This is a genomic window from Geothrix sp., from assembly GCF_049292215.1.
In the GTDB taxonomy this organism is placed as follows: Bacteria; Acidobacteriota; Holophagae; order Holophagales; family Holophagaceae; genus Geothrix.
In genome coordinates this window covers 19,690-44,093 of the sequence record NZ_JBATQW010000077.1, presented here as the reverse complement: position 1 = coordinate 44,093, position 24,404 = coordinate 19,690, and the positions used below count along the sequence as shown (strand labels likewise).

The following is a 24,404-nucleotide window of genomic DNA, read 5'->3' as shown; positions in this document are numbered from 1 at the left end:
CACACCCACGGGCCGGAAGACCGGCCCGTGGGGAAGTCCATGTGTGGTCGGGTTAGAAGGTGATCCTCACGCCCAGCCGCAGGTTGCGCGGCGTTTCCGCAGAGGTGGGCCGCTTGTAGTCGGTGTTGACCGTGTTGGCATCAGGATCGGCCGGATCATCAATTCGGTACTCATTCACGCGTGTAGTCCAGCTGAGGGCCGAGCCAGAGTTCAAGGCGTTGAATACATCCAGGAAAGCCTCGGCACTGAGACTCTTGTTCTTCACAATCATCTGGCTTACTCGGAGATCCAGCAGGCGCCGGGCCGGGTATTTCTCGGAACCGCGCGGCTGGGCGAGGATGTTCCAGCGGTTGCCGTTGTTGTCCCCAAAACTTGAAATCGTGGGGGTCCAGCGCTCGCCAGCCAGGTAGGTGAAGTTGGCGCTAAGGCGCATCTTCCAGGGGGTCTCGTAGGAGAACCGCGCCTTGAACTCATCGTCGTTGTAGCCCGGCAGGCGGCCATCGAAGTTGATCTGGGAGTTGGGGTTCACAAAGGCGTCATCGTATCCATTCGAGCGGTTCAGGTTGCCGTGCCGCAGGGCACGCGTGTAGCTGGCAAACATGGTCCAGTGGTTCGCGAAGCGGCGATCGGCACTGAAGCTTAGGGCTTGGTAGGCCCGCTTGGCGGCTGAGCTGTTGGAGATGTAGTAATCCTGGTTGTCATTCAGCGCATTGAAGAGGTGCATGAGCTGACCAGTCAGGAGGTTGTAGGCATTCAGCGCATAGGCCGGGTCCGTGTCCTCCTGGAGGGCGCGATTGGTGCGGACGAGCAGGTCCTTGGACTTCCGGTGGACGGCCGTGAAGGTGAATGACCAGAGGTCCCCGACCTTCTGCTCGTAGGAGAGGGTCGCCTCGTCGATGTACGGATGCTTCACATTCGGATCAAGGGTACTGACGTCATTGATGGAGGTGTAAGGCACCGGATCAAAGGCTACAGCCTGCGGATTGTTCAAGTTGAAGAGGGCGTAATCACCCGTGTCCGGGTCATAACCCCAATCGTGGCGTGTCTCGACCTTGTAGGCACCGGGAATGGCGCGATCGAAGAAGGCCACGGTCAACCCATCGTAGTACCGGCCCCAGCTGGCCTTGAGCAGGCTCTTCTGGTCTGAGGTAAGGGCAAAGGTCGCACCGAGGCGCGGGGCGAGAGTGGTCGTGTTCCACACCGAGGAGGAAGTGCCGTAAGGCCGGCCCTTGAACTGCTCGAAGCGGAGGCCGGGGCGCAGGGTCAGGCGGTTGTTAACTGTCCAGGTGTCCTGGACGAAGGCGGCCGTGCGGTCCATCCTGGCGCGAATGTCGTAGCCACCACCTTGCTGGACGTACCAGGTTTCGAGTAAGCCAGAGGACCTACGGTACCCGTTGTAGCTAATGCCACTCGGGAACCGCGACTCCTCCTCGTCCCCAGACTGCTCACGCTCGATGCCCAGGCGGAAGGCGTGAGAATCTGAAGCGCTGAAGAGGCCCGACTTGAAGAGGTCCAGGGCCGCAGAGAGGCTGGCTCGGGACTTATAGTTGCTCTCCAGCGTGTAGGCGTTGTTGAAGGTATAAATCAATCCGCTCGTACTAGCTGGATCGTTCGGGTTATAACCATTGTCGATGTAGACCGAAGGCGTCTCACCCGTATAGGACTTGTAGTCATCCCGCCCGCCGAAGCCCGTGGCACGAAGCGTCAACACGGCGGAAGAGCCGAGCATCTGGGTCCAGGTCAAGCCGTAGGCGTGGTTCGGCGCAACCTGCTTGCGGGAAGCTTCGATAGAGGTCTCGTTGTCGATGCCGCGGTGCTCGCGTCCCACCTTGTCGTATTCGGCAAAGGCTTCCAGGGTTCCGTTCTGGGTGACCTGCCAGGTGAACTTCAGGAGGTATCGTGGGTTGGTGAGCTCTACGGGCACCGGTGCGCCGATGGGCGTCTGCTGATCGATAATGTTTTCGGCTGACACGAAGTACCACAGCTTGTCCTTGATGATGGGACCGCCGATGCTCAGCGACAGGTCGGAGCTGTAGGCCTTCTGTACGGTCCGGTCAATGCCGGGGGCGCGATTGCTGGTCTTGGCCTGCCAGTCGGAGGTGCTGTAATAGGCGTTGAAGACGCCCTCAGTCTTGTTTCCACCCCGCTTGATGATGGCGTTGATGAAGCCACCCGTGAAGCCCCCATACTCAGCCGGCGCACCGATGCCGCCTACCTGGACTTCCTGGAACCACTCGGGATTCGCATAGATCCAGGGCGTGCCCAGGCCGGGATCGCCCACGTTCATGCCGTCCAGCATGTAGGCATTGGCATTGCGCCGGTCACCGCCCCAGGCGACCCCGCCGTTCACGCCGGGTGTGAGGTCTGCGATGGAGGTCAGGTCGCGCTTGTAAGGCAGGTTCTCGAGCTCATCGAGCGAGTAGGCCTTACCGAGCCCGGCGGGCGTGGGCTCCACGGTGCTGGCGCGTTCGATGACTTCCACCACTGCTGAGGCCTGAGACTGCATCTGGATGGGCAGGTTGGATGTGGAACCCAGGCTGAGTTGGACGTTTTGTTTCAGGGTGGAATAGCCCTTGGCCTCGATGGTGACCACGTAGTTGCCTGGGGGGAGCGCCGAGAGGCGGAAGGCCCCCTGCGGACCACTGAGCGTGACCCGGGCTCCCCCGATCAAACTGTCCGAAGTGACGCTGATCTTGGCCTCGGCCAAGGGCCTACCCCCGGGATCCCGGACTGTGCCGGAGAGTCCGGCAGTGGTGGTGCTCTGCGCCAGGAGCGCAGCGGGGCACGCCACGAGCGCCAGCACGAGCGCACTGAATCTGGAAAAGCCAGGGTTTCTAGCCATCACGCCTCCGAAGGTTGAAAGATGGGGATTGGTGACCAAAAAGTAATGCTTTGGCTGGAGGTGAGTCAAGTTTTTTTTCACCTGTCCCGGAAGTGCGCGCACCTGCTGCCAATGCTGCAGAGGCGGTTGCCGGTCTTGAGAGACGCTCTCAGGACTTGGCGAATTTCGGCAGGGCCACCCGCTCCACCTCTCGCAGTTTCTTGAGGGCCAGCTGGGGGTCCTGGCTGGCAATGGCGGTGGCGATGGCGTGGACCAGCACGCCGAAGGTGGTCACGCTGTGGGAGAAGAGCAGGTTCTCGCCGGGGATGGGCAGGGTCAGGTTGGCGGACTTGGCCAGCGGGGAGTTCAGGGTGTCCGTGAAGGCCAGCACCGGGATGCCCCGCTTGCGGGCGTAGGCGGCGGCATCCAGGGTCTCCTGGGTGTAGGGGGTAATGGCGATGGCGATCACCAAGTCCTTGGAATCCAGCATGCCCACCTGGGTGGCGAAGTCGGCCGGATTCCCTTCGATCACGGGCAGTCCCGTGTTGATGAGAAGGTAGGCCAGCTGCCGGGTCATCAGCGCCGACACGCCATCCCCGATGGCCAGGCGCATGCGGCTAGATTTTATGAGCTGCACCACCTTCTTGAGGAGGTCCTCGTTGACGTTCTGGACCAGGGTCTCGAGGTTCCGGATGTCCCGACGGGCCACCTCGAGGAGCGTGGCCGAGGCCCGCACGGGCGCCTGCAGGAGCTGCTCGCCCCGGCCGTAGTGCTTCTTGGCGGCGGTGACCAGGGCCTTCCGCATCTCCAGGTATCCGGAATACTCCAGCTTCTTGGCGAACCTCACCACAGTGGCCACGCAGGTCTGGGACTTCCGGGCCAGCTCCTCGACGCCCCAGAGGGGGGCCTCGTTCATGTTGGCGATGAGGCAGTCGGCGATCTGCCTCTGGCTGGGGGATAACCCCTGCGCACTGTGCAGCCGGTTCAGCAGGGGATTCTTCGTCGCAGACATGGAACCAAGGATAGCGCGGTCAAAAAGAGGCCTGGATCTGCTCGGCTCCGACGAAGGCCGCCATGCGCTCCAGAGCCTCGTCCAGCCCGCGCCGGCGGGCTTTCGTGACCCGGATGCCAGGTTCCCACCACAGGCCCCTGATCTCGAGGAGGCCCCGGTCGCGGTGGAGCTTGGGATCGAGCCGCCCCACGAGGCGGGCACCCTCCAGGATGGGCATGACGAAGTAGCCGTACTGCCGCTTGGGTTCCGGCACGAAGGCCTCGAAGCGGTAGTCGAAGCCGAAGCGGCGCTGGGCGCGGGCCCGGTCCCGGAGGATCGGGTCGAAGGGGCAGAGCAGGCGGGTGCGTGTCGGGGGCTCGGGAAGTCCGGCCAGCCGAGCCTCCCAGTCCGCCAAGGCAAAGGCGGGGCGGACCTCGCCATCCGCGGACTCGACCTGCACGGCCACGATGCGGCCTTCCTTCTCGGCGACCGCGCACCAGGCCTTGGCCTCCACGGGCTCGATGCTGTTCCAGAAGTCGGCCAGCTCCTTCGGCGTGAACACCCAGAGGCGCTCAGCCGCGGTGTCGCAGGCCCAGGCCAGGTGCTCGGCGGGCCCGGGGCAGGGCAGGGCGTGGTGTTCCGGCAACACGCGCTCCGTGAGGTCGTAGACCTTCTGGAAGCCCTCCCGGCGAGGGATCATCAGCTCTCCGCTGCGCCAGAGAAAATCCAGGGCGGCCTTCTGCGGCTTCCAGCCCCACCAGGGGCCGCGCTTCTCGGGATGCTCGAAGTGCGAGGACTTGAGGGCACCCTCCCGGGTGATGCGGGCCTTCACGTCAGCGACCACCTGTGCGCCGTCGGTGCCGCGGAAGTGGTACTGCCACCAGGCGTGGGCCTGCATGCGCGCCTGGTCGCGCCGGAACCGGGGCTGCCAGTGGGGGAACCAGGCCGTGGGAATGGCGGAGGCGTCATGGGTGAAGGCTTCAAACAGCGTCCGCTTGTCCTCCAGCAGCTTCCGCAGCTGCTCGGGCCGGTAGCCATCCAGGCGGCTGAACAGGGTGAGGTCGTGGGCCCTGGCCAGCACGTTGATGGTGTCCACCTGCACGAAGCCCAGACGCTCGACGAGGGCCTGCAGCGCGACGGTGGTCACACGCTTCCCGGGGTCGGCCAGTAGCCCCTGGGCACCGAGGAATAGGCGCTTGGCAGAGGCGGTGGGAATGAGAGGCATCATCGAAACTTAGTCCTAAATGAAATCTGTGGGTCGAGGCCTCTCAGATCTTCGCCGCCAGTTCGGCCCCCTGCCGGATGGCGCGCTGGGCATCGAGTTCCGCGGCCAGGTCGGCACCGCCGATGAGGTGGACGGGCTTGCCCGCCGTCTGCAGGGGGACCAGGAGGCTGCGTTCGGAGACCTGGCCCGCGCACAGGATGATGCTGTCCACGGCCAGGCACTTCGCTCCGGCATCCTTGCCGTCGCGGATCCAGAGCCCCTCGTCGTCGATGCGCTCATAGTGGATGCCGCCCTGCATCTTCACCTTCATGGCCTTGAGGGTGGCGCGGTGGATCCAGCCCGTGGTCTTGCCCAGGTCCGCGCCCATGCGATCGGTCCTGCGCTGGAGCAGAAACACCTTCCGCGCGGGTTCTGAGGGGCGGGGTGCGGGCAGCAGGCCCCCACGCTGAGCTTGGGCTGCGTCCACGCCCCAGTCGGCCAGGTAGCGCTCCACGTCGGGTGCATGGTTGGCCTGCACCAGGAACTCAGCCACATCGAAGCCGATGCCCCCGGCCCCGATGATGGCGACGGTCGCCCCAGCCACTTTCCGACCTGAGAGCAGGTCCGGGTAGCTGATGACTCTGGGATGGTCCACGCCCGGGATGTCCGGGGTGCGGGACTGAACGCCGGTGGCGAGGATGACCTCGTCGAAGGGGGCCAGTGCTTCGGGGGTGGCCCGCTCGCCCAGGTGCAGTGTCACCCCGGCCGTGGCCAGGCGCCGCCCGAAATAGCGGAGGGTCTCGAAGAACTCCTCCTTGCCCGGCACCCGCTTGGCGAGGTTGAGCTGGCCCCCCAGCTCGGGAGCGGCCTCGAAGAGGCTAACCAGGTGGCCGCGCTCGGCGGCATGGCAGGCGAAGCTCAGTCCCGCGGCGCCGCCCCCCACCACGGCGAGGCGCTTGGGCGCGATGACGGGCTCGAAGACCAGCTCGGTCTCGAAGCAGGCCCTCGGATTGACGAGGCAGGTGGCGCGCTTCTGCTGGAAGACGTGGTCGAGGCAGGCCTGGTTGCAGGCGATGCAGGTGTTGATGTCATCGGACCGGCCCTCGGCGGCCTTCTTCACGAACTCGGGATCCGCCAGCAGGGGCCGCGCCATGCTCACCATGTCCGCACAGCCCCCGGCAAGGAGCTCCTCGGCCACTTCTGGTGTGTTGATGCGGTTGGTGGTGATGAGAGGGATGCCCACCTCGCCCTTCAGCCTCTTGGTCACCCAGGCGTAGGCGCCCCGGGGCACCATAGCGCCGATGGTGGGCACCCGGGCCTCGTGCCAGCCGATGCCGGTGTTGAGGATGGTCGCGCCAGCTGCCTCCAGGGCCTTGGCCAGCTGCACCACCTCCTCCCAGGTGCTGCCGTCCGGCACCAGGTCCAGCATGGAGAGGCGGAAGATGATGATGAACTCTGGCCCGACCGCTGCCCGCACTGCCTTCACGATCTCCACCGGGAAACGCATGCGGTTCTCGTAGCTCCCCCCCCAGGCGTCCGTGCGGCGGTTGGTCCGGGCGGCGATGAACTGGTTGATGAGGTAGCCCTCGCTGCCCATGATCTCGACGCCGTCGTAGCCGGCCCGCTGGGCCAGGACCGCGCAGCGGGCGTAGTCCCGGATCGTGGCATTCACCGCCCGGGCGCTAAGCTCCCGCGGCTTGAAGGGCGTGATGGGGCTCTTGACCGCGGAGGGGCCCACGCTGAGGGGATGGTAGCTGTAGCGGCCGCCGTGGAGGATCTGCAGGGCGATCTTCCCCCCTGCGTGGTGGACGGCCGAAGTCACCTTTCGGTGCTTGGCGACCTGCCAAGGCCAGGAGAGCTGGGAGCCGAAGGGGGTCAGGCGGCCCCGCAGGTTGGGCGCGATGCCGCCGGTCACGATGAGCCCGACTCCGCCCCGGGCGCGCTCGGCGTAGAAGGCCGCCAGCTTGGCAAAGCCCCCTTTGGCCTCTTCGAGATTCGTGTGCATGGAACCCATGAGCACCCGGTTGTTAAGGCGGGTGAAGCCAAGGTCGAGAGGGGCCAGCAGGTGGGGGTAGGACACGGAGGCTCCGGGAGGGTCAGGCCAGTGTAGGACCGAGCCCTGCCTACCCGGAGCCAGGACAGGTGAACCTAGAATCGGAATTCAAATCTGTTGATTATATTGGTTTATATAATCAATGAAAATATCAAATACAAAAAATGTCTAGACAGTAATTAATAAATGATCATTTTTTATCTCATTGTTGAATGTGTCATCGCAATTATTCCCTTAACTGATTATCTTAAATGATATTTGATTTAATTTATGATTTTCAAATGTTTATTTTAAAAGGAGGAATGTGGGCGTCTGGGGATGTATCAAAAATTTTAATTATTGATTTATATGGCAGTTAAATTTTGTGTCCCTTGTCACATGGATCCTGCTGATAAATCGGGATCATTGAAACGCGACCACTTGATCCTCAAGGCTCCATTTCCGGCGCCAAACTCGATCCTCTCCCTACGGCCGCACCTGCTCCGTTTTCGAAAGGCCATTCCTTGGAACTGACGTGGATCTCGATCGCAGCCAGCCTGGCGATGGGCTCGGGGGCAGCGTTCCTATTCATCTACGCCGTCAAGCGGGACTGGATGAAGAACATCGAGGACGCGAAGTACCAGGTCTTCTGGTCGGATCGGCAGGACACCCCACCCGTGAACCCCTCTCAGGAGAAGGCTGATGGCAGTCAATCTAAAGCGAAGTAGCGGGGAGGATTCCGATGGCGGGAAGACCTCCCGGCGGAGGATGCTCGGGTGGCTGACCGGCGCGGGCCTCTTCGGTTCCGCAGGGCTCAGCGCCGTGTCGAACTTCGTGTTCATCAAGCCCCGGGCCACCTACGGCCAGCCCCAGCGCTTCAGCGTGGGCAAGCCCGAGGACTTCCCTTCGGGCACCCGCGCGATCCTGGCGCCCCGCGGCATCTGCATCGTCCGCGAGGGGTCGAAGCTGGCCGCCATCTCCATCACCTGCACGCACCTCGGGTGCACGGTGGGGGCTGCCGACACGGGGTTCGCCTGCCCCTGCCACGGATCCCGCTTCGACCAGGATGGCAATGTGACCGGGGGCCCCGCGCCGCGCCCGCTGCCCTGGTTCCAGATCACCCTCGCGCCCAATGGCGAGATCGAAGTGGACAAGGACATTGAAATCGCACCTGGGAGCTACCTGACCCTATGAGCCGCCCAACTCCGCCCAAAGCCACCTTCCTCACCACGCTGATGGATCTCCCGAAAAACGTCTGGAGTTCCATCTTCCGCAACCCGCTCCCGTCCAACGACCTGGAGCGGTCGGCCACCAGCTTCACGAACTTCTTCCTGCACATCCATCCCGTGAAGGTGCACAAGAACTCGCTGCGGCCCACCTACACGTTCGGCCTCGGCCTGATCTCCTTCTTCCTGTTCTTGATCCTGACCGTGTCGGGCATCCTGCTGATGTTCTACTACGTGCCCTCCACCCAGCAGGCCTACGACCGGATGCTGGACCTGCGCGGTTCGGTGGCCTTCGGCACCCTCCTCCGCAACATGCACCGCTGGTCCGCCCACGGCATGGTCGCCATCGTCTTCCTGCACCTCTGCCGCGTCTTCCTCACGGGCTCGTACAAGAAGCCCCGCGAGTTCAACTGGGTGGTGGGCGTCATCCTCTTCCTGCTCACCCTCTTCATGAGCTTCACGGGCTACCTGCTGCCCTGGGATCAGCTGGCCTTCTGGGCCATCACCGTGGGCACGGCCATCGCCGGCTACGCTCCCATCATCGGCAAGGACATCCAGTTCCTGCTCATGGGCGGCACCAGCGTGGGCCAGGAGGCCCTGCTGCGCTTCTACGTGCTGCACGTGGCTGTGCTGCCGGCCATCCTCACCCTGATGATCGCCATCCACTTCTGGCGCATCCGCAAGGACGGTGGCCTCTCCCGCCCCGAGGACGCCGATCCCAAGGTCTCCCTGGAGGCCATGGAGAACGCCGTGACTCCCAAGGGCTCGGTGCCGGAACCCAAGAAGCTTTACGGGTTCCAGGGCCTGGTGCGCGGACCCCTGACCAAGGTCGGGCAGATCCCGGACAACACCGTCTTCTCCTGGCCGAATCTCTTCCTGGCCGAGCTCTTCACCTTCGTGGTCACCCTGTCCGCGATCCTCGTCCTCTCGCTGCTCTTCAACGCGCCGCTGGAGGAGCCCGTCAATGCCCTGCATCCGCCCAATCCCGCCAAGGCGCCCTGGTACTTCCTCGGCCTGCAGGAGATGGTCAGCTACTCGGCCTTCTGGGGCGGCATCGGCGTGCCCGGCATCTTCGTGCTGCTGCTGCTGGGAACGCCATACCTCGACCGCGGCCCCAAGGGCGTGGGCAAGTGGTTCTCCCGGGACCGGCTGCTGGCGAACACGATCTTCATCACCTTCGTGGTGGCGAACATCATCTTCGTGATCATCGGGACCTTCTTCCGCGGGGCCAACTGGGCCTTCGTGACCCCCTGGTGAGGAGCGCGACATGAGACTGGCACTCGCCATCGGCACCTTCTTCATCCTCGTGATCCACGGGGTGGTCTTCTACAACCAGTTCTTCCACCAGTGGGAGCGGAACCAGCACGCCTACTTCGACCAGGCCCGCGTGCTGGCCAAGACCGACGTGGAGCGCAACGCCCTGGCTGCCCGTAAGCCGCGCATCGAGCAGATCGTGGTGAGCAACTTCGGGGAGACCCGGGTGGACCGCTGCACCACCTGCCACATCGCCTCCGACGATCCCCGCTTCGCCACCTATGCCGAGCCCCTGAAGGCCCATCCCTATTCCCCCGTCATGGGCGACACCCAGAAGAACGGGAAGTGGGAGCGGCGTCACAAGTTCTCCGAGTTCGGCTGCACGGTCTGCCACGACGGCCAGGGCCGGGGCCTGGATCCGGAATACAGTCACGGCAGGGACGAGTACTGGCCCGATCCCCTGCTGGGCTACACCACCCAGGAACACTGGCGGAAGGACTTCGCGCCCAAGCTCAAGGGCAAGGAATACATGCAGGCCAACTGCGCCCAGTGCCACACGGAGATCGCCTTCCCCGGAACCCCGCTGGTCGCCAAGGGCCGCGAGCTGTTCTTCAGCTCCAACTGCTACGGCTGCCACCGCATCGAAGGGCTTTCGGACGGCACCATCGGCCCCGACCTCTCCGATGTGGGCAAGAAGTGGAAGCTCGACTACCTCTGGGGCCGCATCGCCGATCCCAAGTTCATCCTGGCCACCTCGATCATGCCGAAGTTCAACCTGAAGGAAGAGGACATCAAGGCCCTGGTGGTCTTCCTCAAGAGCCGGAAGGGACGCAACTTCGCCGAGACCGAGATTCAGCGCTTCAAGGTGAAGCTCACGGGCGGCGCCGAACTGGTCCAGGCCACCATCAAGCCCGTGCAGATCAACCCGGCCGAGATGGTGAAGCAGGGCGAGAAGCTGGTGCTCGACCGCGCCTGCACCGCGTGCCACAAGCTGGGCGACCGGGATGGCGGAATCGCCCCCGACCTGAGCTTCGAGGGTCTACTGAAGGATGGCCCCTGGATCTACGAGCATTTCAAGAACCCGAAGTCCACCATGCCCGACTCGATCATGCCGGCCTTCCGGTTCACTGATGATGAGTTCAAGGCCATGACGGCCTACCTCCTCACCCTCAAGGGCACCACGCCCACTGGCAACGGGGAGGCGGTCTACAAGGCCCTCTGCCTCCGCTGTCACGGCGAGAAGGGTGACGGCGTAGGCCCCATCGCCGAGCACCTGGATCCCTATCCCCGCGACCTCACCAAGGCCGGCTTCATGAACTCGAAGCCCGAGGCCCGTCTGGTGGCCTCCATCCGAAACGGCGTGGCTGGCACCTCCATGCCGGCCTGGGGCAAGCTCCTCAACGAGGAACAGGCCAAGGCGGTGCTGGGCCACATCCAGACCACCTTCACCAAGGAGCCCCGTCGGGAACTCAAGGTGCGTGCCGTCCCGGAGAAGAACCCCGTGGCCATGAGCAAGGAATCCGTGGCGCGTGGCGAAGGCATCTTCGTGGAGCGCTGTGCTGGCTGCCACGGCAAGAAGGGCGATGGCAAGGGGCCCAACTCCCTGGACATCCTGCCCAAGCCGCGCAACCTCCGGAACGCCTTCTTTGTGGATAGCGTCGATGACCGGCGCCTCTTCGAGTCCATCCAGTACGGTGTCCAGGGAACAGCCATGCCCCCCTGGATCGACTACGGCCTGACGAACAACGACGTGGGCGACCTCGTCAATTTCATCCGAAGCATCAACCAGAAGCCGAAGGGAGGCCAGCATGCAGCCGCAATTCAGTAAGGCCGAAGTGGCGACGAAGCCCGAAGGGGCCCTCGTCCACGACGACTCGACCGCCAAGTGGTTCCTGGTGAGCTCGGTGGCCTACTTCTTCATCGTGGGCATCATCGCCGTCATCATCGCTGCCAAGTTCGTGTGGCCCGACCTGATGGGCACCATGTCCTGGCTGACCTACGGGCGGCTGCGGCCCCTGCATGTGAACGGCATGCTCTTCGGCTGGCTGCTGGCCGCCGATATGGGCCTGGCCTATTACGTCATTCCCCGCCTCTGCGGCGTGAAGCTCTGGAGCGAGAAGCTGGGCCTGGCCACGGCCATCCTCTGGAACGTCATCATCCTCGGCGCTGTGGTCACGCTTCTCGCCGGGAAGAACCAGGGCTGGGAATACGCAGAGCTGCCCTGGTATCTCGACATCCTCGTGGTGGTGGCCTGGATCATGTTCGGCCTGAACGTGCTCATGACCGTGGCCTCCAGGAAGCACCAGGCCATGTACGTGACCATCTGGTACACCATGGGCTGCATCCTCTGGACCGCCTTCGTCTACCTGACCGGCAACTTCGCGACCCTGTTCACCACGGGCACCAACCAGGCGAACCTCAACTGGATGTACGTCCACAACGCCGTGGGCCTCATCTTCACGCCCATCGGACTGGCCATCGCCTACTACTTCATCCCCCGTGCCTCGAACACGCCTCTGCACAGCCACAAGCTGTCCATGGTCGGGTTCTGGTCCCTGGCATTTGTCTACGTCTGGACCGGTGCCCACCACATGATCCACGGGCCCATCTCCCAGTGGCTGCAGACCATCGCCATCGCCTTCTCGCTGATGCTGCTCATCCCCGTGTGGGCCGTGGTCTACAACCTCTTCGCCACCATGAAGGGCCAGTGGCACCAGCTCCGTGAGAGCGTGCCCCTCAAGTTCCTCATGTCCGGCGTGGTCTTCTACCTGCTCACCTGCTTCCAGGGCCCCATGCACAGCCTGCGCACGGTGAATGCCATCGTCTCCAAGACCGACTGGATCCCCGGCCACGCGCACATGGCAGTGCTGGGCTGCTTCAGCTTCTTCGCCATCGCCGGCACCTACTTCACCGTGCCCAAGCTCTGGGGCAAGCCCCTTCACTCGCAGTCCCTGGCCAACTGGAGCTACTGGATGCTGATGATCGGCGGCCTGGGCTTCTTCACCACCCTCTGGCTGGGCGGCTTCTGGCAGGGCTGGCAGTGGAACAACTGGAGCATCCCCTTCATCGACACCGTCATCGCCCTGAAGCCCATCTGGATCGTCCGGTTCGTGTCGGGAATCCTGATGTTCATCGGCATCGTGATGTTCGCCTACAACATCTTGGCCACCGCCCTTGGCGACCAGCAGGAGGCGGCCGTTTAGGCCGCGGAAAGGAGAGCGACCATGTTCAAAAAAGCTGACAACAACGCCCTTTGGGCCATCGGAATCTCCCTCGTGCTGTTCTTCATCGGCGGCATCCTCACCACCGTGGTTCCGCCCCTCGTGGACACCAGCTGGGCCAAGCCCTTCGCGAACCAGGACCCTGCCAAGGGCATGACCGGCAAGGTGCTTCCCCTCACGGACCTGCAGAAGAAGGGCCGCGACATCTACGTCCGCGAAGGCTGCTGGTATTGCCACACCCAGCAGGTCCGCACCTTGCTCGCCGACACCAAGCGCTACGGCTGGCGTGGCGTGGATGCCCCCATCTCGACTCCGGACGAGTTCGTCTACGACGATCCCCACATGTTCGGCACCAAGCGAACGGGTCCAGACCTCGCCCGCATCGGCGGCAAATACGACGAGCAGTGGCACCGCACCCACTTCCGGAATCCCCGGGACCTCGTGAAGGGCTCCATCATGCCGCCCTACCCCTGGATCGTGAACAACCCCGAGGAGTTCAAGGCCATGGTGGCCTACCTCCAGAGCCTGGGCCGCGGCAAGGACTGGCGTCCGGCCAACGACTACGAGAAGTAGGTCATGGCCCCCACGGACTACACCTACCCGAGCGTGTATTTCGCCTACCTGTTCTTCGCCTTGATGTTCTTCCTGGCCGTTTTTTTCTTCTTCAAGTCGCGGCGGGACGGGTATTGGGGTGAGAAGGGCGAAGAAGCCAAGTTTCAGATGTTCGATGAGGACGAGACCCCCAGGAGCACGCCATGACTGACGAAAAGAAAGGCAGTGAAGAACTGAAGGAATACGCCGATGGCTGGATGACAGAGCGCAAGGGCACCGATGCGCCTGGCTTTCTCAAGCTGGTCATCCCGATTATCGGTCTTGGGTGCACCGCCTACCTGGTGGTGCAGATGTACGGCGATGTGAACCACGCCACGCGCGGATCCCTCGTCCAGCAGTTCAACCTGGTGTCCAAGACGAGCCCGGTGCTCAGCTACACCGTGGCCTTGCTGGCCTTGGTCTACGTGGTCACCGTCGCGATCTTCGCCTTCCGCAAGCCCCACGAGGATTAAAGCTGTGGATAACGCCAGCTGGCAGTTCAGGGTTCCCGACGACTCGCAGTATTGGGTCGAGATGGTCAAGTGCCAGCACGCCTGTCCCGTGCATACGGACGCGTGCGGGTACGTGACGGCCATCGCCGAGGGGCGATACGAGCAGGCGTATGCGATCGCCCGCGCCACCAACCCCTTCGCGTCCATCTGCGGACGGGTCTGCGGCGCGCCCTGTGAAGCCAACTGCCGTCGTGGTTCCCTGGACGAGCCCGTGGCGATCCGTGCCCTCAAGCGGTTTGTCACGGACAAGTTCGGTCCCGAGACCGGCGACTACGCCGCCTACCGGAACGGCGCCAACCAGAAGATGCTGCCCCCCAACCGGGGCGACTACGAGAAGGTGGCGGTCATCGGCGGCGGCGTCGCCGGCATGACCGTGGCCCACGACCTGGTCCAGATCGGCTACAAGGTCACCGTCTTCGAGGCCAATGCCGAACCCGGCGGCATGCTCACCGCTGGCGTGCCGGTGTTCCGGCTCCCCCGCGAGCTGGTGCGCCACGAGATCAATGCCATCGTGTCCCTGGGCGTTGACCTGAAATGCAACATGAAGCTGGGCCGGGACTTCAGCATCGCGGACCTGCGGGCCCAGGGCTACAAGGCCATCTTCCTGGGCGTGGGCCTGCCCAACGGCCGCAAACTCTCGCTGCCCGGCGGCGAGGCCGAGGGCGTCTACGACGGCATGGAGTTCCTCAAGGCCTTCAACGAAGGCAAGCCGCTGCCCCTGGGCCGGCGCGTGGTGGTGGTGGGCGGCGGCAACGTGGCCTACGACGTGGCGCGCTCCGCCCTGCGTCCCTTCGAGGCCCTCAACCAGGAGGACGCCCTCCAGGAGATGGGGCATGGCGAGAAGGTGGCCTACGACGTGGCGCGCTCCGCCCTGCGCATGAGCGGCGACAAGGAGATCCACGTGGTCTGCCTCGAGTCCCTCGAGGAGATGCCCGCCGACAAGGTGGAGATCCACGAAGGCGAGGAGGAGGGCATCCACCTCCACAACCGGGTGGGCCCCAAGGAGATCATCGTCGAGAACGGCAAGTGCAAGGGCCTGCGGGTGGTGAGGTGCCTCTCGGTCTTCGACGGGGAGCGCCGCTTCAATCCCACCTTCGATGAGGCCGACCTCACTGACATTCACGCGGATTCCGTGGTCTTCGCCATCGGCCAGACTTCCGACCTGAGCTTCCTGAAGCCCGAGGACGGCGTGGAGACCAACCGCGGCCTAGTGAAGGTGGATCCCGCCACCTACCAGACCACGGCCCCGGACATCTTCGCCTGCGGCGACGTGGCCCACGGCGCCAGGCTCTTCATCGACGCCATCGCCTCGGCGCACACCGCCGCGCGCTCCATGCATGACTTTCTGCGGGGCACGCGCACCGACGTGGTAGTGCGCAAGCGCTGGTTGCCTGCCGCCTACACCATGGCCGAGGGCTGGCACCGCGAGGAGCGCTGCAACGCGCCGGTGCTGGAGAGCGAGATCCGCGCCACCTCGGTGGAAATCGTGGAACTGAGCTTCCCCGAGGAGATGGCCCGCCGCCAGGGCTCGCGCTGCCTGCGCTGCAACGTCAACACCATCTTCGAGACGGACCACTGCATTGCCTGCAACGGCTGCGTGGACGTGTGTCCCGAAGACCTCATCAAGCTGGTGGGGATCAGCACTCTTTCCGACTACGACGCCCACGAGCGCCTGGTGGCGGCGGGAGCGGAGATCAGCCTGGCGGAGTACCAGGCCCTGGCTTCCCAAGACAAGGACGAGCTGGGCGGCGTCATGCTGAAGGATGAGAGCACCTGCATCCGTTGCGCCATGTGCGCCTCGCGCTGCCCGACCCATGCCATCCTGATGAAGCGCTTCGACCACAGCACGGAATGCGTGTCGATTCCGTCGCCCAATCCAAAGATCCTGTATAATAACTGAATGAGCATACAGACCGAGGCTGCCCCCAAGCCGAAAATCGAGCGGCTACCGCCTTTGCCGCCCCAGGAAACCGTGTACCGGCCCATCCGGAAGCGGTTCCACCTGGCCTTCTTCCTGGCCTTCGTGGCGGCGCCTTTCACGAACCTGATGCGCTTCGACATCCCCCGGCAGCGGTTCTACTTCGCGGGCTTCGAGTTGTGGATCAGCGAGTTCGCCATCATCTTCTTTGCGATGATGCTGCTGATGTTCGTGATCGCCGCCTCGGCCATCATCCACGGTCGCATCTACTGCAGCTATGCCTGCCCCCAGATGATCTTCAGCGAGTGGAGCCAGGGGGTGGAAGCCTGGTCCAAGCGCATCTTCCAGAAGGTGAAGACCCTCAGCCCGCAGACGAAGGGCCTGGCCGCCAAGGCTCTCTTCTATTCAATCCTCCTGGTGGCATCGGTCTTCCTGTCCTTCGTGTTCACCTCCTATTTCGTGGAACCGAGGGACCTGCTGGGCCGCCTCTTCCACTTCGACCTCGTGACGGTGGGCGGTATCACCGGCGCCACGGTCACCGTGATCACCTTCCTGGACTTCACCTTGGTGCGGCAGAAGTTCTGCACCACGGTCTGCCCCTATGGCTACATCCAGGGGATGCTCCAGGACAAGCACACGCTGCTGGTGAGCTACCAAGATGGCGTGGGCGAGGCCAAGGACTGCATCGAATGCAAGAAGTGTGTGCGGGTCTGCGAGATGGGCATCGACATCCGCGAGTCGCCCTACCAGATCGAGTGCGTCCACTGTGGCGACTGCATCGACGCCTGCGAGGACATCCTCCGCAAGGTCGGCAAGCCCGGACTGATCCACTACGCCTGGGGCGAGACCCCCAAGGCGGTGGCGGCTCTGGAGCCCTGGTACAAGCGCTGGGGCTTCCGGGATGCCAAGCGGGTGGTGATCCTCCTCATCATGACCTTCTACCTGGGCGGCCTTGCCATGGCCCTGTCCCTGCGCCGGCCTGTGCTGGTGGAGATCAACCCGGATCGCTCCACCATGTTCAAGGTGCTCGACGACGGCCGCATCGCGAACCTGATCCGCCTCAAGCTCGCCAACCGGACCGGCAAGGCCACCCAGGTCCGCCTCTGGGTGGAGGGACTCGCCGGCGCGGAACTCGCCCTGCCGGCCAATCCAGTGCTGCTGCAGCCGGGGGAGACCTTCGAGCGGACGGTGGAACTTCGCGCGCCTTTCGTGCAGGATGGGCAGGATGTCCACCACATCCGCATCCTCGCCCAGGCCGATGCTGCCCGGAAGGCCGACGCCGAGGAACTGACCTTCATCACGCCGCTCAAGAGGAAGTGATCCATGACTGACCACAAACGGGGCGGCGGCTTCTACCTCGCGGTGTTCGGCCTTATCGGCCTGCTCTTCATCAGCATCATGGTGGTGGTATTCCAGATCTCCAGGAGGGCCAACCCCGTCATGCTCGACGACCAGGGGCGGCCCCAGCCGACGTCCCGTTCATGATCGTCAGTTCCACCTGCGACCTCTGCGGCGCTTCCGCCACGAAGCATCCCCAGGTCCAGATCTACGGGGAGCAGGAGAAGCGGTTCTGCTGCACTGGGTGCCTGAATGTCTACGCCATCCTCTCGGAGAGCGGGGCCATCGAGGCGGGAGTCGACCTCCGCGCGACGGAGCTGTTCCAGGAGAGTCTCCGCCTGGGATTGCTGAACCAGGTGGATTCCGAGCCGGATTTCGCCCTTCCCGAGGGTGCCGAGGTCAAGGAGGCCCTCTACCAGATGTCCGGCATGTGGTGCGCTGCCTGCGGCTGGGTGGTGGAACACGGCCTCCGGCGGGAGCGCGGCATCGCCTCAGCCGAGGTCCTGTTCACCTCGGATCTCCTCAAGGTCAGCTACTGTCCCCAGCTGGTACCCCCTGGCACTGTGGCCGACCGCGTGAAGGCCCTCGGCTACCGGGCGGCCGAATTCGGCACCGAGCAGGATGGGGACCGCCGCGACTGGCAGGACATGCTGCTGCGCCTTGGCATTGCCGGCGGCCTCTGGATGAACGTGATGCTGTTCAGCCTGGTGATCTATGCCAGCTATTTCGAAGGCATCGCCGGCTGGGCGCAGCGCGCGGTGCCGTTCATCCTCATGCTCCTGACCCTGCCGGTGGTGGTCTACTCGGCCTGGCCCATCCACCGCATCGCCTGGTTCGGTCTCAAGGCGGGACATCTCCGCATGGAGGCGCTCATCTCCACGGGCGTCCTGGCCGCCTTCACCTACAGCGCGGCCCAGGCCTTCCTCGGGGGCCAGCACTACTACTTCGACACCGCCTGCGCCATCGTCACCCTGGTGCTCACGGGCAAGGCCCTGGAGCGCAACGCCAAGGACCGCAGCGCCCGCGCCATCGCCATGCTCCACCGCCTCTTGCCGAAGAAGGCCCGGCTGCGCATCGATGGCCAGGAGCGCTTCGTGGCCATCGAGGCCCTAGAGCCCGGCACCCTGATCCTGGTGAAGCCGGGCGAGCGCATCCCGGCAGACGGTGTCGTGGTGGAAGGCCAGTCCGCCGTGGACGAGTCGGTGGTGACCGGCGAGTCCGATCCCCGTGCCAAGGCTCCGGGCGATGCCGTCATCTGTGGCAGCCTGAACACGGCCGGGGTGCTGGAGCTCCGCGTCACCCGCTGCGGCGAGGACTCCACCCTGGCCCAGATCGTGAAATCCGTGCAATCCGCGCTGGCCAGCAAGAGCCCCCTCGAGCGCCTGGTGGATCGCGTCTCGCGGCTGTTCATCCCGGCCGTGCTCGTCCTGGCGGCGCTGACGGTCGTCGTCTGCCTGGGGCGCGGATTGACCGGCACCGAGGCCATGCTGCGGGGCATCGCCGTGCTGGTCATCGCCTGCCCCTGCGCCCTGGGCATCGCCACGCCCCTGGCCACCACCGCCGCCATCGGCGCGGCTTCGCGCCAGGGCATCATCATTCGCGATGTGCGGGTGCTGGAGACCTTCCGCAAGGTGGACCTGCTCATCCTCGACAAGACCGGCACCGTGACCGAGGGGGACTTCCGGGTGCGCCACGCCGAGCTGGACCACCTCGACCTGGTGGCGGCCCTGGAGTCCTATTCCGAGCATCCCCTGGCCCATGCAGTGAAGCGGTACGCCGCGGCCCAGGGCCTCGAACGGCTCGATGCCTCCGGCATCGAGATCAAAGCAGGCCGGGGCCTGCTAGGCACGGTGGCGGGTAAGCGGGTGGCGGTGGGCAACCGCAGGCTGCTGGCCGAGCAGGGGCTCGCCCTCTCGGTCGAACTCGAAGCCAAGGCCAGCGCCTGGGAGGCCGAGGGCCTGACCGTGGCCTTCGCCGCGGTGGATGGCTTCCTCACCGGTGCCCTGGCCTTCGGGGACCGGCCCCGGGCCGAGGCGGCCGCAGTCATTGCCGAGCTCCGGGCCCGCGGCGTGCGCACGGTGCTGCTCTCGGGCGATGCCCGGGCCACCACGGAACGCATCGCCCTGGCCGTGGGCGTGGACGAGTTCCTGGGCGAGGTGTCGCCCGCGGAGAAAGCCGAGGCGGTGCGGCGCTTCCAGGCCCAGGGCAAGGTGGTGGCCATGGTGGGGGACGGCATCAATGACGCCCCGGCCCTGGCCGCGGCGGACCTGGGCATCGCCATGGGTTCAGGCGCGGACCTGGCCATGCACGCGGCGCCCGTGGTGCTCATGCGTGACTCGCTCACCCGCCTCACCGGCGTCTTCCACCTGGCTACGCTCACCCTGCGGGTGCTGAAGCAGAACCTCTTCTGGGCCTTCTTCTACAACACCGCGGGCATCTCCCTGGCCATGACCGGCGTGCTCAATCCCATCCTCGCCGCCGCCGCCATGGTGCTGTCCAGCCTCTCGGTCATCGGCAATTCCATGCGGCTGGGGCGGGACCGGGCCTAGCCCTGACCCTGGATTCGCAGCAGCATCACGGCCTGCCAGAGGATGTAGCCACCCATGGTGGCCACCAGGACACCACCCACGCGCAGCAGCGCGGCCTTCCAGGCCTGGCTGAGGCGTGTGCTGGCGAGGCCCAACCCCAGCAGCAGGGGCGCGTTGCCCAGGCCGAAGGCGGCCATGCCCGCGGCGCCCATCTTCCAGTCGCCGCCGTCCAGGGCCCGCAGCAGCATCATGTAGACGAGGCCGCAGGGGATCAGGCCCCACAGCAGGCCCAGCGCGTAGGGCAGGCTGCCCAGGGCGAGGCCCTTGCCCAGGAGCTTCTGCAGCGGTGCGGGCAGCCGGAACTCCATGAGCGCGTCCGCGCGACCGCCCAGAGCCATCACCAGGCCCATGAGCAGCATGAGCACGCCCACGGCCAGCTTCACCCAAAGCTGCCAGGGCCAGGCCTGGGCCACGATGAGCGCTGCACCCTCGGGTTTGCAGCAGGCGTGCATGTCCTGCACGGTCTGCAGGCGGGCGAAGCCGCCCAGGAAGCCGATGAGGCCGCCGAGGATGGCGTAGGTGGTGATGCGGCCCAGTTGGAAGCGCAGGTGCCGCGTCCAGGTGCGGCCGCCGTGCTTGGCCTGGGAGAGCCCGAAGGCGGCCACGATGGGCCCGCACATCCCCGCGCAGTGCCCCAGGGAACCCAGCAACCCCGCGATCCACATCACCACCAGCCAGGGCGCGGCGTGGGGGTGGTTGAGCCAGCTTTCGAGCATGGCCCATGGTCCATCGAAGCCTGCCGGATCCGCAAGCGACGGGGATCACGGGTGGGTGCGACGGAACGTCGCACCCACCCGTGCTGCAACTGGTTTAGAAGCGGATGCCGGCGTAGAGGCCGATCTGCATCTTGGGGGCGATCGATTTGAGCATGTCCTCTGAAGTGCCAGTCGGATCGTAGCTCTTACTCACCAGCGGCAAAGCCACCTCTAGGCCGAAGAAGGGTTTCACAAGGGGTGAGGGGATGGCATACCCGGCGTTCAGGCGTGCCCAGGGGCGGCCATAGGTGGTGGAGACGTTGGTGCTGCTGCTGCCGCTTACTCCCAGTGTTTCAGAGCGGTATTCGATGCCGGCGCCCACTGCCACCACTGCCTTGAAGTTGAACATGGCGCCGACGGACCAGTGCTTCTGGTTATAGGAGAAGTCCGGGATGCTGGTCCCATTCACCTGCCCACTGGTATTGGCCTGGGGCTGGTAACCGGCGGTGAGTTGGAACAGGGCAGGGCCGACGTCGACAACGCTGTAGCCGAAGCGCACGCTCGCGACCGTCTTCTTCTCCGGCTCGAAAGTCATGCCTGACTCGGAGATGCTCTTGTAGGACTGCTGGCCGACGAACAACCCCACTTCCCATTTCTGGGCTAACAGGGGGGCCCCCATCAGGAACACGAGTGCAAGCGTGGCTTTTTTCATAACAGCCTCCAGGAGTGCCAGTGATTGGCGAGTCATGCTTCCACTCTGGCCTGGAGGTGTCAAGGAGATAGATGGGTCATTTAATGAATGTCAAACACTCACTCGGATTCGGTCTTCTCGACCACGATCACCATGCGGGTGGCCACGGCGGCCAGGGCGCCCACGGCGGCGAAGACGGGCAGGAGGGCGGCCCCCACCAGGCCCAGGGTGAGCGGGATCTCGATGAGCGTCTTCCCGGCCTCGTTCTTCAGGATGATGCGGCGGATGTTCCCCTGGTGGATGAGGTCCTTGATCTTGTCGAGTACTTTGCCGCCTTCGAGCTTGAACTCCTCGGTGCGGGTGCGGTCCTGAGTGGTGTCGGTGGTCATCGGAGGCTCCTGTTCGAATGGGTTGGTAGAGGATTAGGCGTTCACCAGCAGGTGCTTGGCCAGCCAGACCTGGAAGCGGCCCAGCAGCAGCGCCAGGTGGAAGGTTAGGGGGAGGAGGGCCAGGCCCGCCAGGCCGCAGCCCAGGGCCATCAGGTTCGGGTGGGCCAGGGCCCAGCCCGTGCCGCCCAGGTCGAGGCTGAGGGTCCCGGTGGCCTGGAAGAGGCGCGCGGCGGGCACCGCCAGAAGGCCCAGACCCACGGAGAGCAGGCTGACCAGGGTGGTGAAGTAGGCGATGCCCAGGGGCATCAGGAGCAGCAGGTAGAGGAGGCTGGTCCAGGTGCGGCGATCCTTCAGGAGTCCCTTCAGCCGGCCCAGGAAGCCTTCGCCGCCCGGCAACAGGGCCGGGCCAGCGGAATCCGCGCCGCCAACCAGCACTTTAAGCAGGTGCACCTCGGCCACGGAGAGCAGGCGCGCACCCGCCAGGAAGGTCAGTGCCACGGGGATGCCGATGATGAGGATGGCCAAGCCCAGGCTCAGAGAGAGGCCCGTCACCGTGTAGGTGAAGGCCAGGATGCCTGTGGCCATGGACAGCAGCAGGTAGAGCAGGGTGGTGTAGGTCCGACGCTGGGCCAGCGCCTCGAAGAAGCCTGGGTGGGATACGGGAAGTAGAGACATGGAACCTCCGGGGCTGTCCCAGGCTACGGGGCGCTTTGGTTCCAGGCGGGGGCGTACCGGTGAACGATGGGGTCCGGTCGGTGAACCGTGGCTCAGCCCAGGGCCGGCACCCGCCAGAGGGCCAACTCCTCGCCCAGGGCAGGCACGGGCAGCAGGCCGTTCTCCACGGCACCGTCGTCGCTCTCGGGCTCGCAGAGGTAGACGGCGATGGCGCCCAGGGGCTGCTCGGTGGGCACCAGGGCCCAGCCCGGCGGTACGGCCCGGGGACCCCGACGCCAGGAGACGGACATCTCGCCCACGGCAGCGGCCTCCAGGATGGCGCGGCCCCCCTCGGAGCCCAGGCCCTCGGTGACGGGGACCTCTACCTCAAATGTGCCCACGGCCTCCTGGAGGCTGAGGCCATGCAGGCGCAGGTGGGCGGCCATGGGCGCGGGCACCAGGTAGGCCTCCGGGCGCTCCACCACGGTCCTGCCCACGAAGCGGCCCAGGTGGGGCAGGGTCACGCGGGTGGGCGCGCCCTCCAGGGTGCGCGGCGTGCGGGTGAGGATCTCGATGGGTGTGGCGAAGCGCTCCAGGCCATAGCGGATGGCGATGCGCTCCCGGGGCGTGCGACTCGCCGCCACGGTCTGCACCACCTCATCCCGGTGGGCCGCCACGTATTTGAGCGTCTCCAGCATGAAGGCGTAGGCCGTGCGCACGCGCTCGGCGAAGCTGATGTATGAGTAGCACTCCAGCAGCAGGTCCATGCGGCTGGTCAGGCCCCGGTAATTGCTGCCGAAGCGCGGGTGGTGCGGGTAGGTCATCCAGCCCTCGCGCACGGTGGCGCCGGGCTGGGCGTCCGCGCCCGAATCCAGCGCCCGCTCGTCCTCCACGAAGTTGCCGTACCAGCCGGCGTCCAGGCCATGGTTGGCCTTCAGGGCGGCTGTGACCGGCGGCAGCAGGCGCTGGCGCATGAACTCGATGGGCTCGCCCCGGCCGCTCTCCACCGTGTGGGGGATGTCGTAGGTCATAGAGAAGCGGTGCACCGAGCCGTTCGTGGCGTGGTTGTCGATGGTGAGGTCCGGCGCCCAGGGCTGGCAGACGCGGGTCTGCAATAGGCGCATCTCCTCGCCCTGCATGCGCAGGTAGTCGCGGTTCAGGTTGATCTTGGCGGCGTTCACGCGGGTGCCCACGCCGCTGTCGGGGCCCAGTTGGCCTTCGAGCTTGGGCAGGTGCAGCTTGCGGTTGCCGGGGTCAATGGCATCGTTGCCATCCGGGTTGAAGAGGGGCACCACCACCAGCGTGAGATCCGCGAGGAGGGCGTCGGCATCCAGGCCAGGCCTGCCCTCCAGCAGGTCGCGCACGAGCATCAGGCAGCCCTCCTTGCCCTCCACCTCGCCGGCGTGGATGCCACTGATGACCAGCACCACGGGCCGGTCCAGGGCCCGGGCTTCCTCGGGAGTCTTCACGCCGTGGGCGGAAAGCACGAGGAGGGGCAGCTCGCGGCCCTCGGGGCTCATGCCGAAGCCGGTGACATGCAGGCGCTTGTCGCCCTTTGCCTGGAGGCCGGCGATGAAGGCCATCACGTCCGCGTGGCGGCTGGTCTCCTCGTAGCGGGTGGCTTCAGCGCGGGTGAGCAGGGACATGGGGCCTCCTTCCGGGGTCAGGTGGGGCGGGCTCAGAGGCTCCGCTTTAGCACTTCCTGGCCCATGTGGGTCACGCGGTAGCGGCCGATGGCCCGCTCACGGATGAGGTCGTGGCGCTCCAGGTAGGCCAGATCGGCATCCGTGGCACCGGCCTTCACCAGGTGGTCCCGCACCACGTCCGGGTGCTTGGCCACCACCTGGAGGATGGTGAGCTGGCGGGCGGTGATGGGTTCGGCCATGACGGCTCCTTAGGTGGTGATGTGCCGGCGATAGCTGGGGCGGTGGATGTCCGTGATCTGGACCGTGAGGCTGCACTTCATCTTCGCGAGGGTGTGGGGAAAGGCGTCGGTCAGCAGGGGCAGCAGGGCCTCGCTGAGCTGGGCCTTCACGTCATCCGGCCGGCCGCCGAGGATCTGCACAGTCAGGGTGACGAAGGCCTGATCCGCACTACCATCCCCGATGGCGAAGACCTGGTGGCGGAGGAGTCGGCTCTTGATGTCCGCCGTGGTGAACAACCCCGTGGCGGCCAGGGTGCCGTTGATCCCCCGCAGCAGGCTGGCCCAGTCAGGCTGGTCGAGGAGGTTGTCCGAGGCTTCAAGGATGCAATGGGGCATGGCGGGCCTGTGCGCTAGG

Annotated in this window: 23 protein-coding genes; 12 read left to right on the top strand and 11 right to left on the bottom strand. The window is 65.2% G+C overall.

What is annotated here, in order from left to right; all coding sequences use genetic code 11:
- Positions 1–52: 52 nt before the first annotated feature.
- The 4 genes from WAS25_RS13745 to WAS25_RS13730 form a co-directional block, all read right to left on the bottom strand.
- Entirely contained in the window at positions 53–2,842 is a 2,790-nt protein-coding gene (locus WAS25_RS13745) for a TonB-dependent receptor (protein WP_422313060.1), read from the bottom strand.
- Positions 2,843–2,990: 148 nt separating this feature from the next.
- Positions 2,991–3,833: a MurR/RpiR family transcriptional regulator gene (locus tag WAS25_RS13740; protein WP_422313058.1), complete on the bottom strand. Its 843-nt coding sequence runs from the start codon at positions 3,831–3,833 to the stop codon at positions 2,991–2,993.
- Positions 3,834–3,852: 19 nt separating this feature from the next.
- Positions 3,853–5,037, bottom strand: coding sequence for a winged helix-turn-helix domain-containing protein (locus WAS25_RS13735; protein ID WP_422313056.1), 1,185 nt, complete (start codon positions 5,035–5,037; stop codon positions 3,853–3,855).
- Positions 5,038–5,080: 43 nt separating this feature from the next.
- Complete coding sequence (locus WAS25_RS13730; RefSeq protein ID WP_422313054.1) at positions 5,081–7,096, bottom strand: FAD-dependent oxidoreductase; 2,016 nt, start codon at positions 7,094–7,096, stop codon at positions 5,081–5,083.
- A gap of 476 nt (positions 7,097–7,572) precedes the next feature.
- Here WAS25_RS13730 and WAS25_RS13725 point away from each other — a divergent pair, with 476 nt between their 5' ends.
- Genes WAS25_RS13725 through WAS25_RS13670 form a run of 12 tightly spaced genes read left to right on the top strand, consistent with a single transcriptional unit; the run spans position 7,573 to position 19,657 of the window.
- The gene (locus WAS25_RS13725) at positions 7,573–7,776 is read left to right on the top strand and encodes a hypothetical protein (protein ID WP_422313052.1); all 204 of its coding nucleotides are present in this window, start codon (positions 7,573–7,575) and stop codon (positions 7,774–7,776) included.
- 40 nt (positions 7,777–7,816) lie between these two features.
- Positions 7,817–8,242 (top strand): ubiquinol-cytochrome c reductase iron-sulfur subunit, encoded by a 426-nt coding sequence (locus tag WAS25_RS13720; RefSeq protein ID WP_422313050.1) that lies wholly within the window; start codon positions 7,817–7,819, stop codon positions 8,240–8,242.
- On the top strand, positions 8,239–9,531 hold the full coding sequence (locus WAS25_RS13715; RefSeq protein ID WP_422313048.1) for a cytochrome b N-terminal domain-containing protein: 1,293 nt from the start codon (positions 8,239–8,241) through the stop codon (positions 9,529–9,531). Before WAS25_RS13720 ends, WAS25_RS13715 begins: the two co-directional genes overlap by 4 nt.
- Positions 9,532–9,541: 10 nt before the next feature.
- Entirely contained in the window at positions 9,542–11,356 is a 1,815-nt protein-coding gene (locus tag WAS25_RS13710) for a c-type cytochrome (protein WP_422313046.1), read from the top strand.
- On the top strand, positions 11,337–12,731 hold the full coding sequence (locus WAS25_RS13705; protein WP_422313044.1) for a cbb3-type cytochrome c oxidase subunit I: 1,395 nt from the start codon (positions 11,337–11,339) through the stop codon (positions 12,729–12,731). The genes WAS25_RS13710 and WAS25_RS13705 overlap by 20 nt, the downstream gene beginning before the upstream one ends.
- A 21-nt stretch (positions 12,732–12,752) precedes the next feature.
- Positions 12,753–13,322 (top strand): cbb3-type cytochrome c oxidase subunit II, encoded by a 570-nt coding sequence (locus WAS25_RS13700; protein WP_422313042.1) that lies wholly within the window; start codon positions 12,753–12,755, stop codon positions 13,320–13,322.
- Positions 13,323–13,325: 3 nt separating this feature from the next.
- The gene (locus tag WAS25_RS13695) at positions 13,326–13,508 is read left to right on the top strand and encodes a hypothetical protein (protein WP_422313040.1); all 183 of its coding nucleotides are present in this window, start codon (positions 13,326–13,328) and stop codon (positions 13,506–13,508) included.
- Complete coding sequence (locus WAS25_RS13690; protein WP_422313038.1) at positions 13,505–13,813, top strand: hypothetical protein; 309 nt, start codon at positions 13,505–13,507, stop codon at positions 13,811–13,813. The genes WAS25_RS13695 and WAS25_RS13690 overlap by 4 nt, the downstream gene beginning before the upstream one ends.
- 4 nt (positions 13,814–13,817) lie before the next feature.
- A complete protein-coding gene (locus tag WAS25_RS13685) occupies positions 13,818–15,752 on the top strand; it encodes an FAD-dependent oxidoreductase (protein WP_422313036.1) in 1,935 nt (644 codons plus the stop codon).
- Entirely contained in the window at positions 15,753–17,090 is a 1,338-nt protein-coding gene (locus WAS25_RS13680) for a 4Fe-4S dicluster domain-containing protein (RefSeq protein WP_422313034.1), read from the top strand.
- Positions 17,091–17,093: 3 nt separating this feature from the next.
- A complete protein-coding gene (locus tag WAS25_RS13675) occupies positions 17,094–17,255 on the top strand; it encodes a hypothetical protein (RefSeq protein WP_422313032.1) in 162 nt (53 codons plus the stop codon).
- On the top strand, positions 17,252–19,657 hold the full coding sequence (locus tag WAS25_RS13670; RefSeq protein WP_422313030.1) for a heavy metal translocating P-type ATPase: 2,406 nt from the start codon (positions 17,252–17,254) through the stop codon (positions 19,655–19,657). Before WAS25_RS13675 ends, WAS25_RS13670 begins: the two co-directional genes overlap by 4 nt.
- Here the strand turns inward: WAS25_RS13670 and WAS25_RS13665 are convergent.
- The 7 genes from WAS25_RS13665 to WAS25_RS13635 form a co-directional block, all read right to left on the bottom strand.
- Positions 19,654–20,412 carry a sulfite exporter TauE/SafE family protein gene (locus tag WAS25_RS13665; RefSeq protein WP_422313028.1) on the bottom strand — a complete coding sequence of 253 codons (759 nt, stop codon included), beginning with the start codon at positions 20,410–20,412 and terminating at the stop codon, positions 19,654–19,656. The genes WAS25_RS13670 and WAS25_RS13665 overlap by 4 nt on opposite strands.
- Before the next feature lie 94 nt (positions 20,413–20,506).
- Entirely contained in the window at positions 20,507–21,103 is a 597-nt protein-coding gene (locus WAS25_RS13660; protein WP_422313026.1) for a hypothetical protein, read from the bottom strand.
- 98 nt (positions 21,104–21,201) lie between these two features.
- Positions 21,202–21,471 carry a DUF4342 domain-containing protein gene (locus WAS25_RS13655; protein WP_422313024.1) on the bottom strand — a complete coding sequence of 90 codons (270 nt, stop codon included), beginning with the start codon at positions 21,469–21,471 and terminating at the stop codon, positions 21,202–21,204.
- Positions 21,472–21,504: 33 nt separating this feature from the next.
- Positions 21,505–22,146: a sensor domain-containing protein gene (locus WAS25_RS13650; protein WP_422313022.1), complete on the bottom strand. Its 642-nt coding sequence runs from the start codon at positions 22,144–22,146 to the stop codon at positions 21,505–21,507.
- 92 nt (positions 22,147–22,238) lie between these two features.
- Complete coding sequence (locus WAS25_RS13645; protein ID WP_422313020.1) at positions 22,239–23,771, bottom strand: M14 family metallopeptidase; 1,533 nt, start codon at positions 23,769–23,771, stop codon at positions 22,239–22,241.
- A gap of 32 nt (positions 23,772–23,803) precedes the next feature.
- On the bottom strand, positions 23,804–24,010 hold the full coding sequence (locus tag WAS25_RS13640; RefSeq protein WP_291205654.1) for a hypothetical protein: 207 nt from the start codon (positions 24,008–24,010) through the stop codon (positions 23,804–23,806).
- 9 nt (positions 24,011–24,019) lie between these two features.
- Positions 24,020–24,385, bottom strand: a complete 366-nt coding sequence (locus WAS25_RS13635; protein WP_422313017.1) for a 5-carboxymethyl-2-hydroxymuconate Delta-isomerase — start codon at positions 24,383–24,385, stop codon at positions 24,020–24,022.
- Positions 24,386–24,404 lie beyond the last annotated feature (19 nt).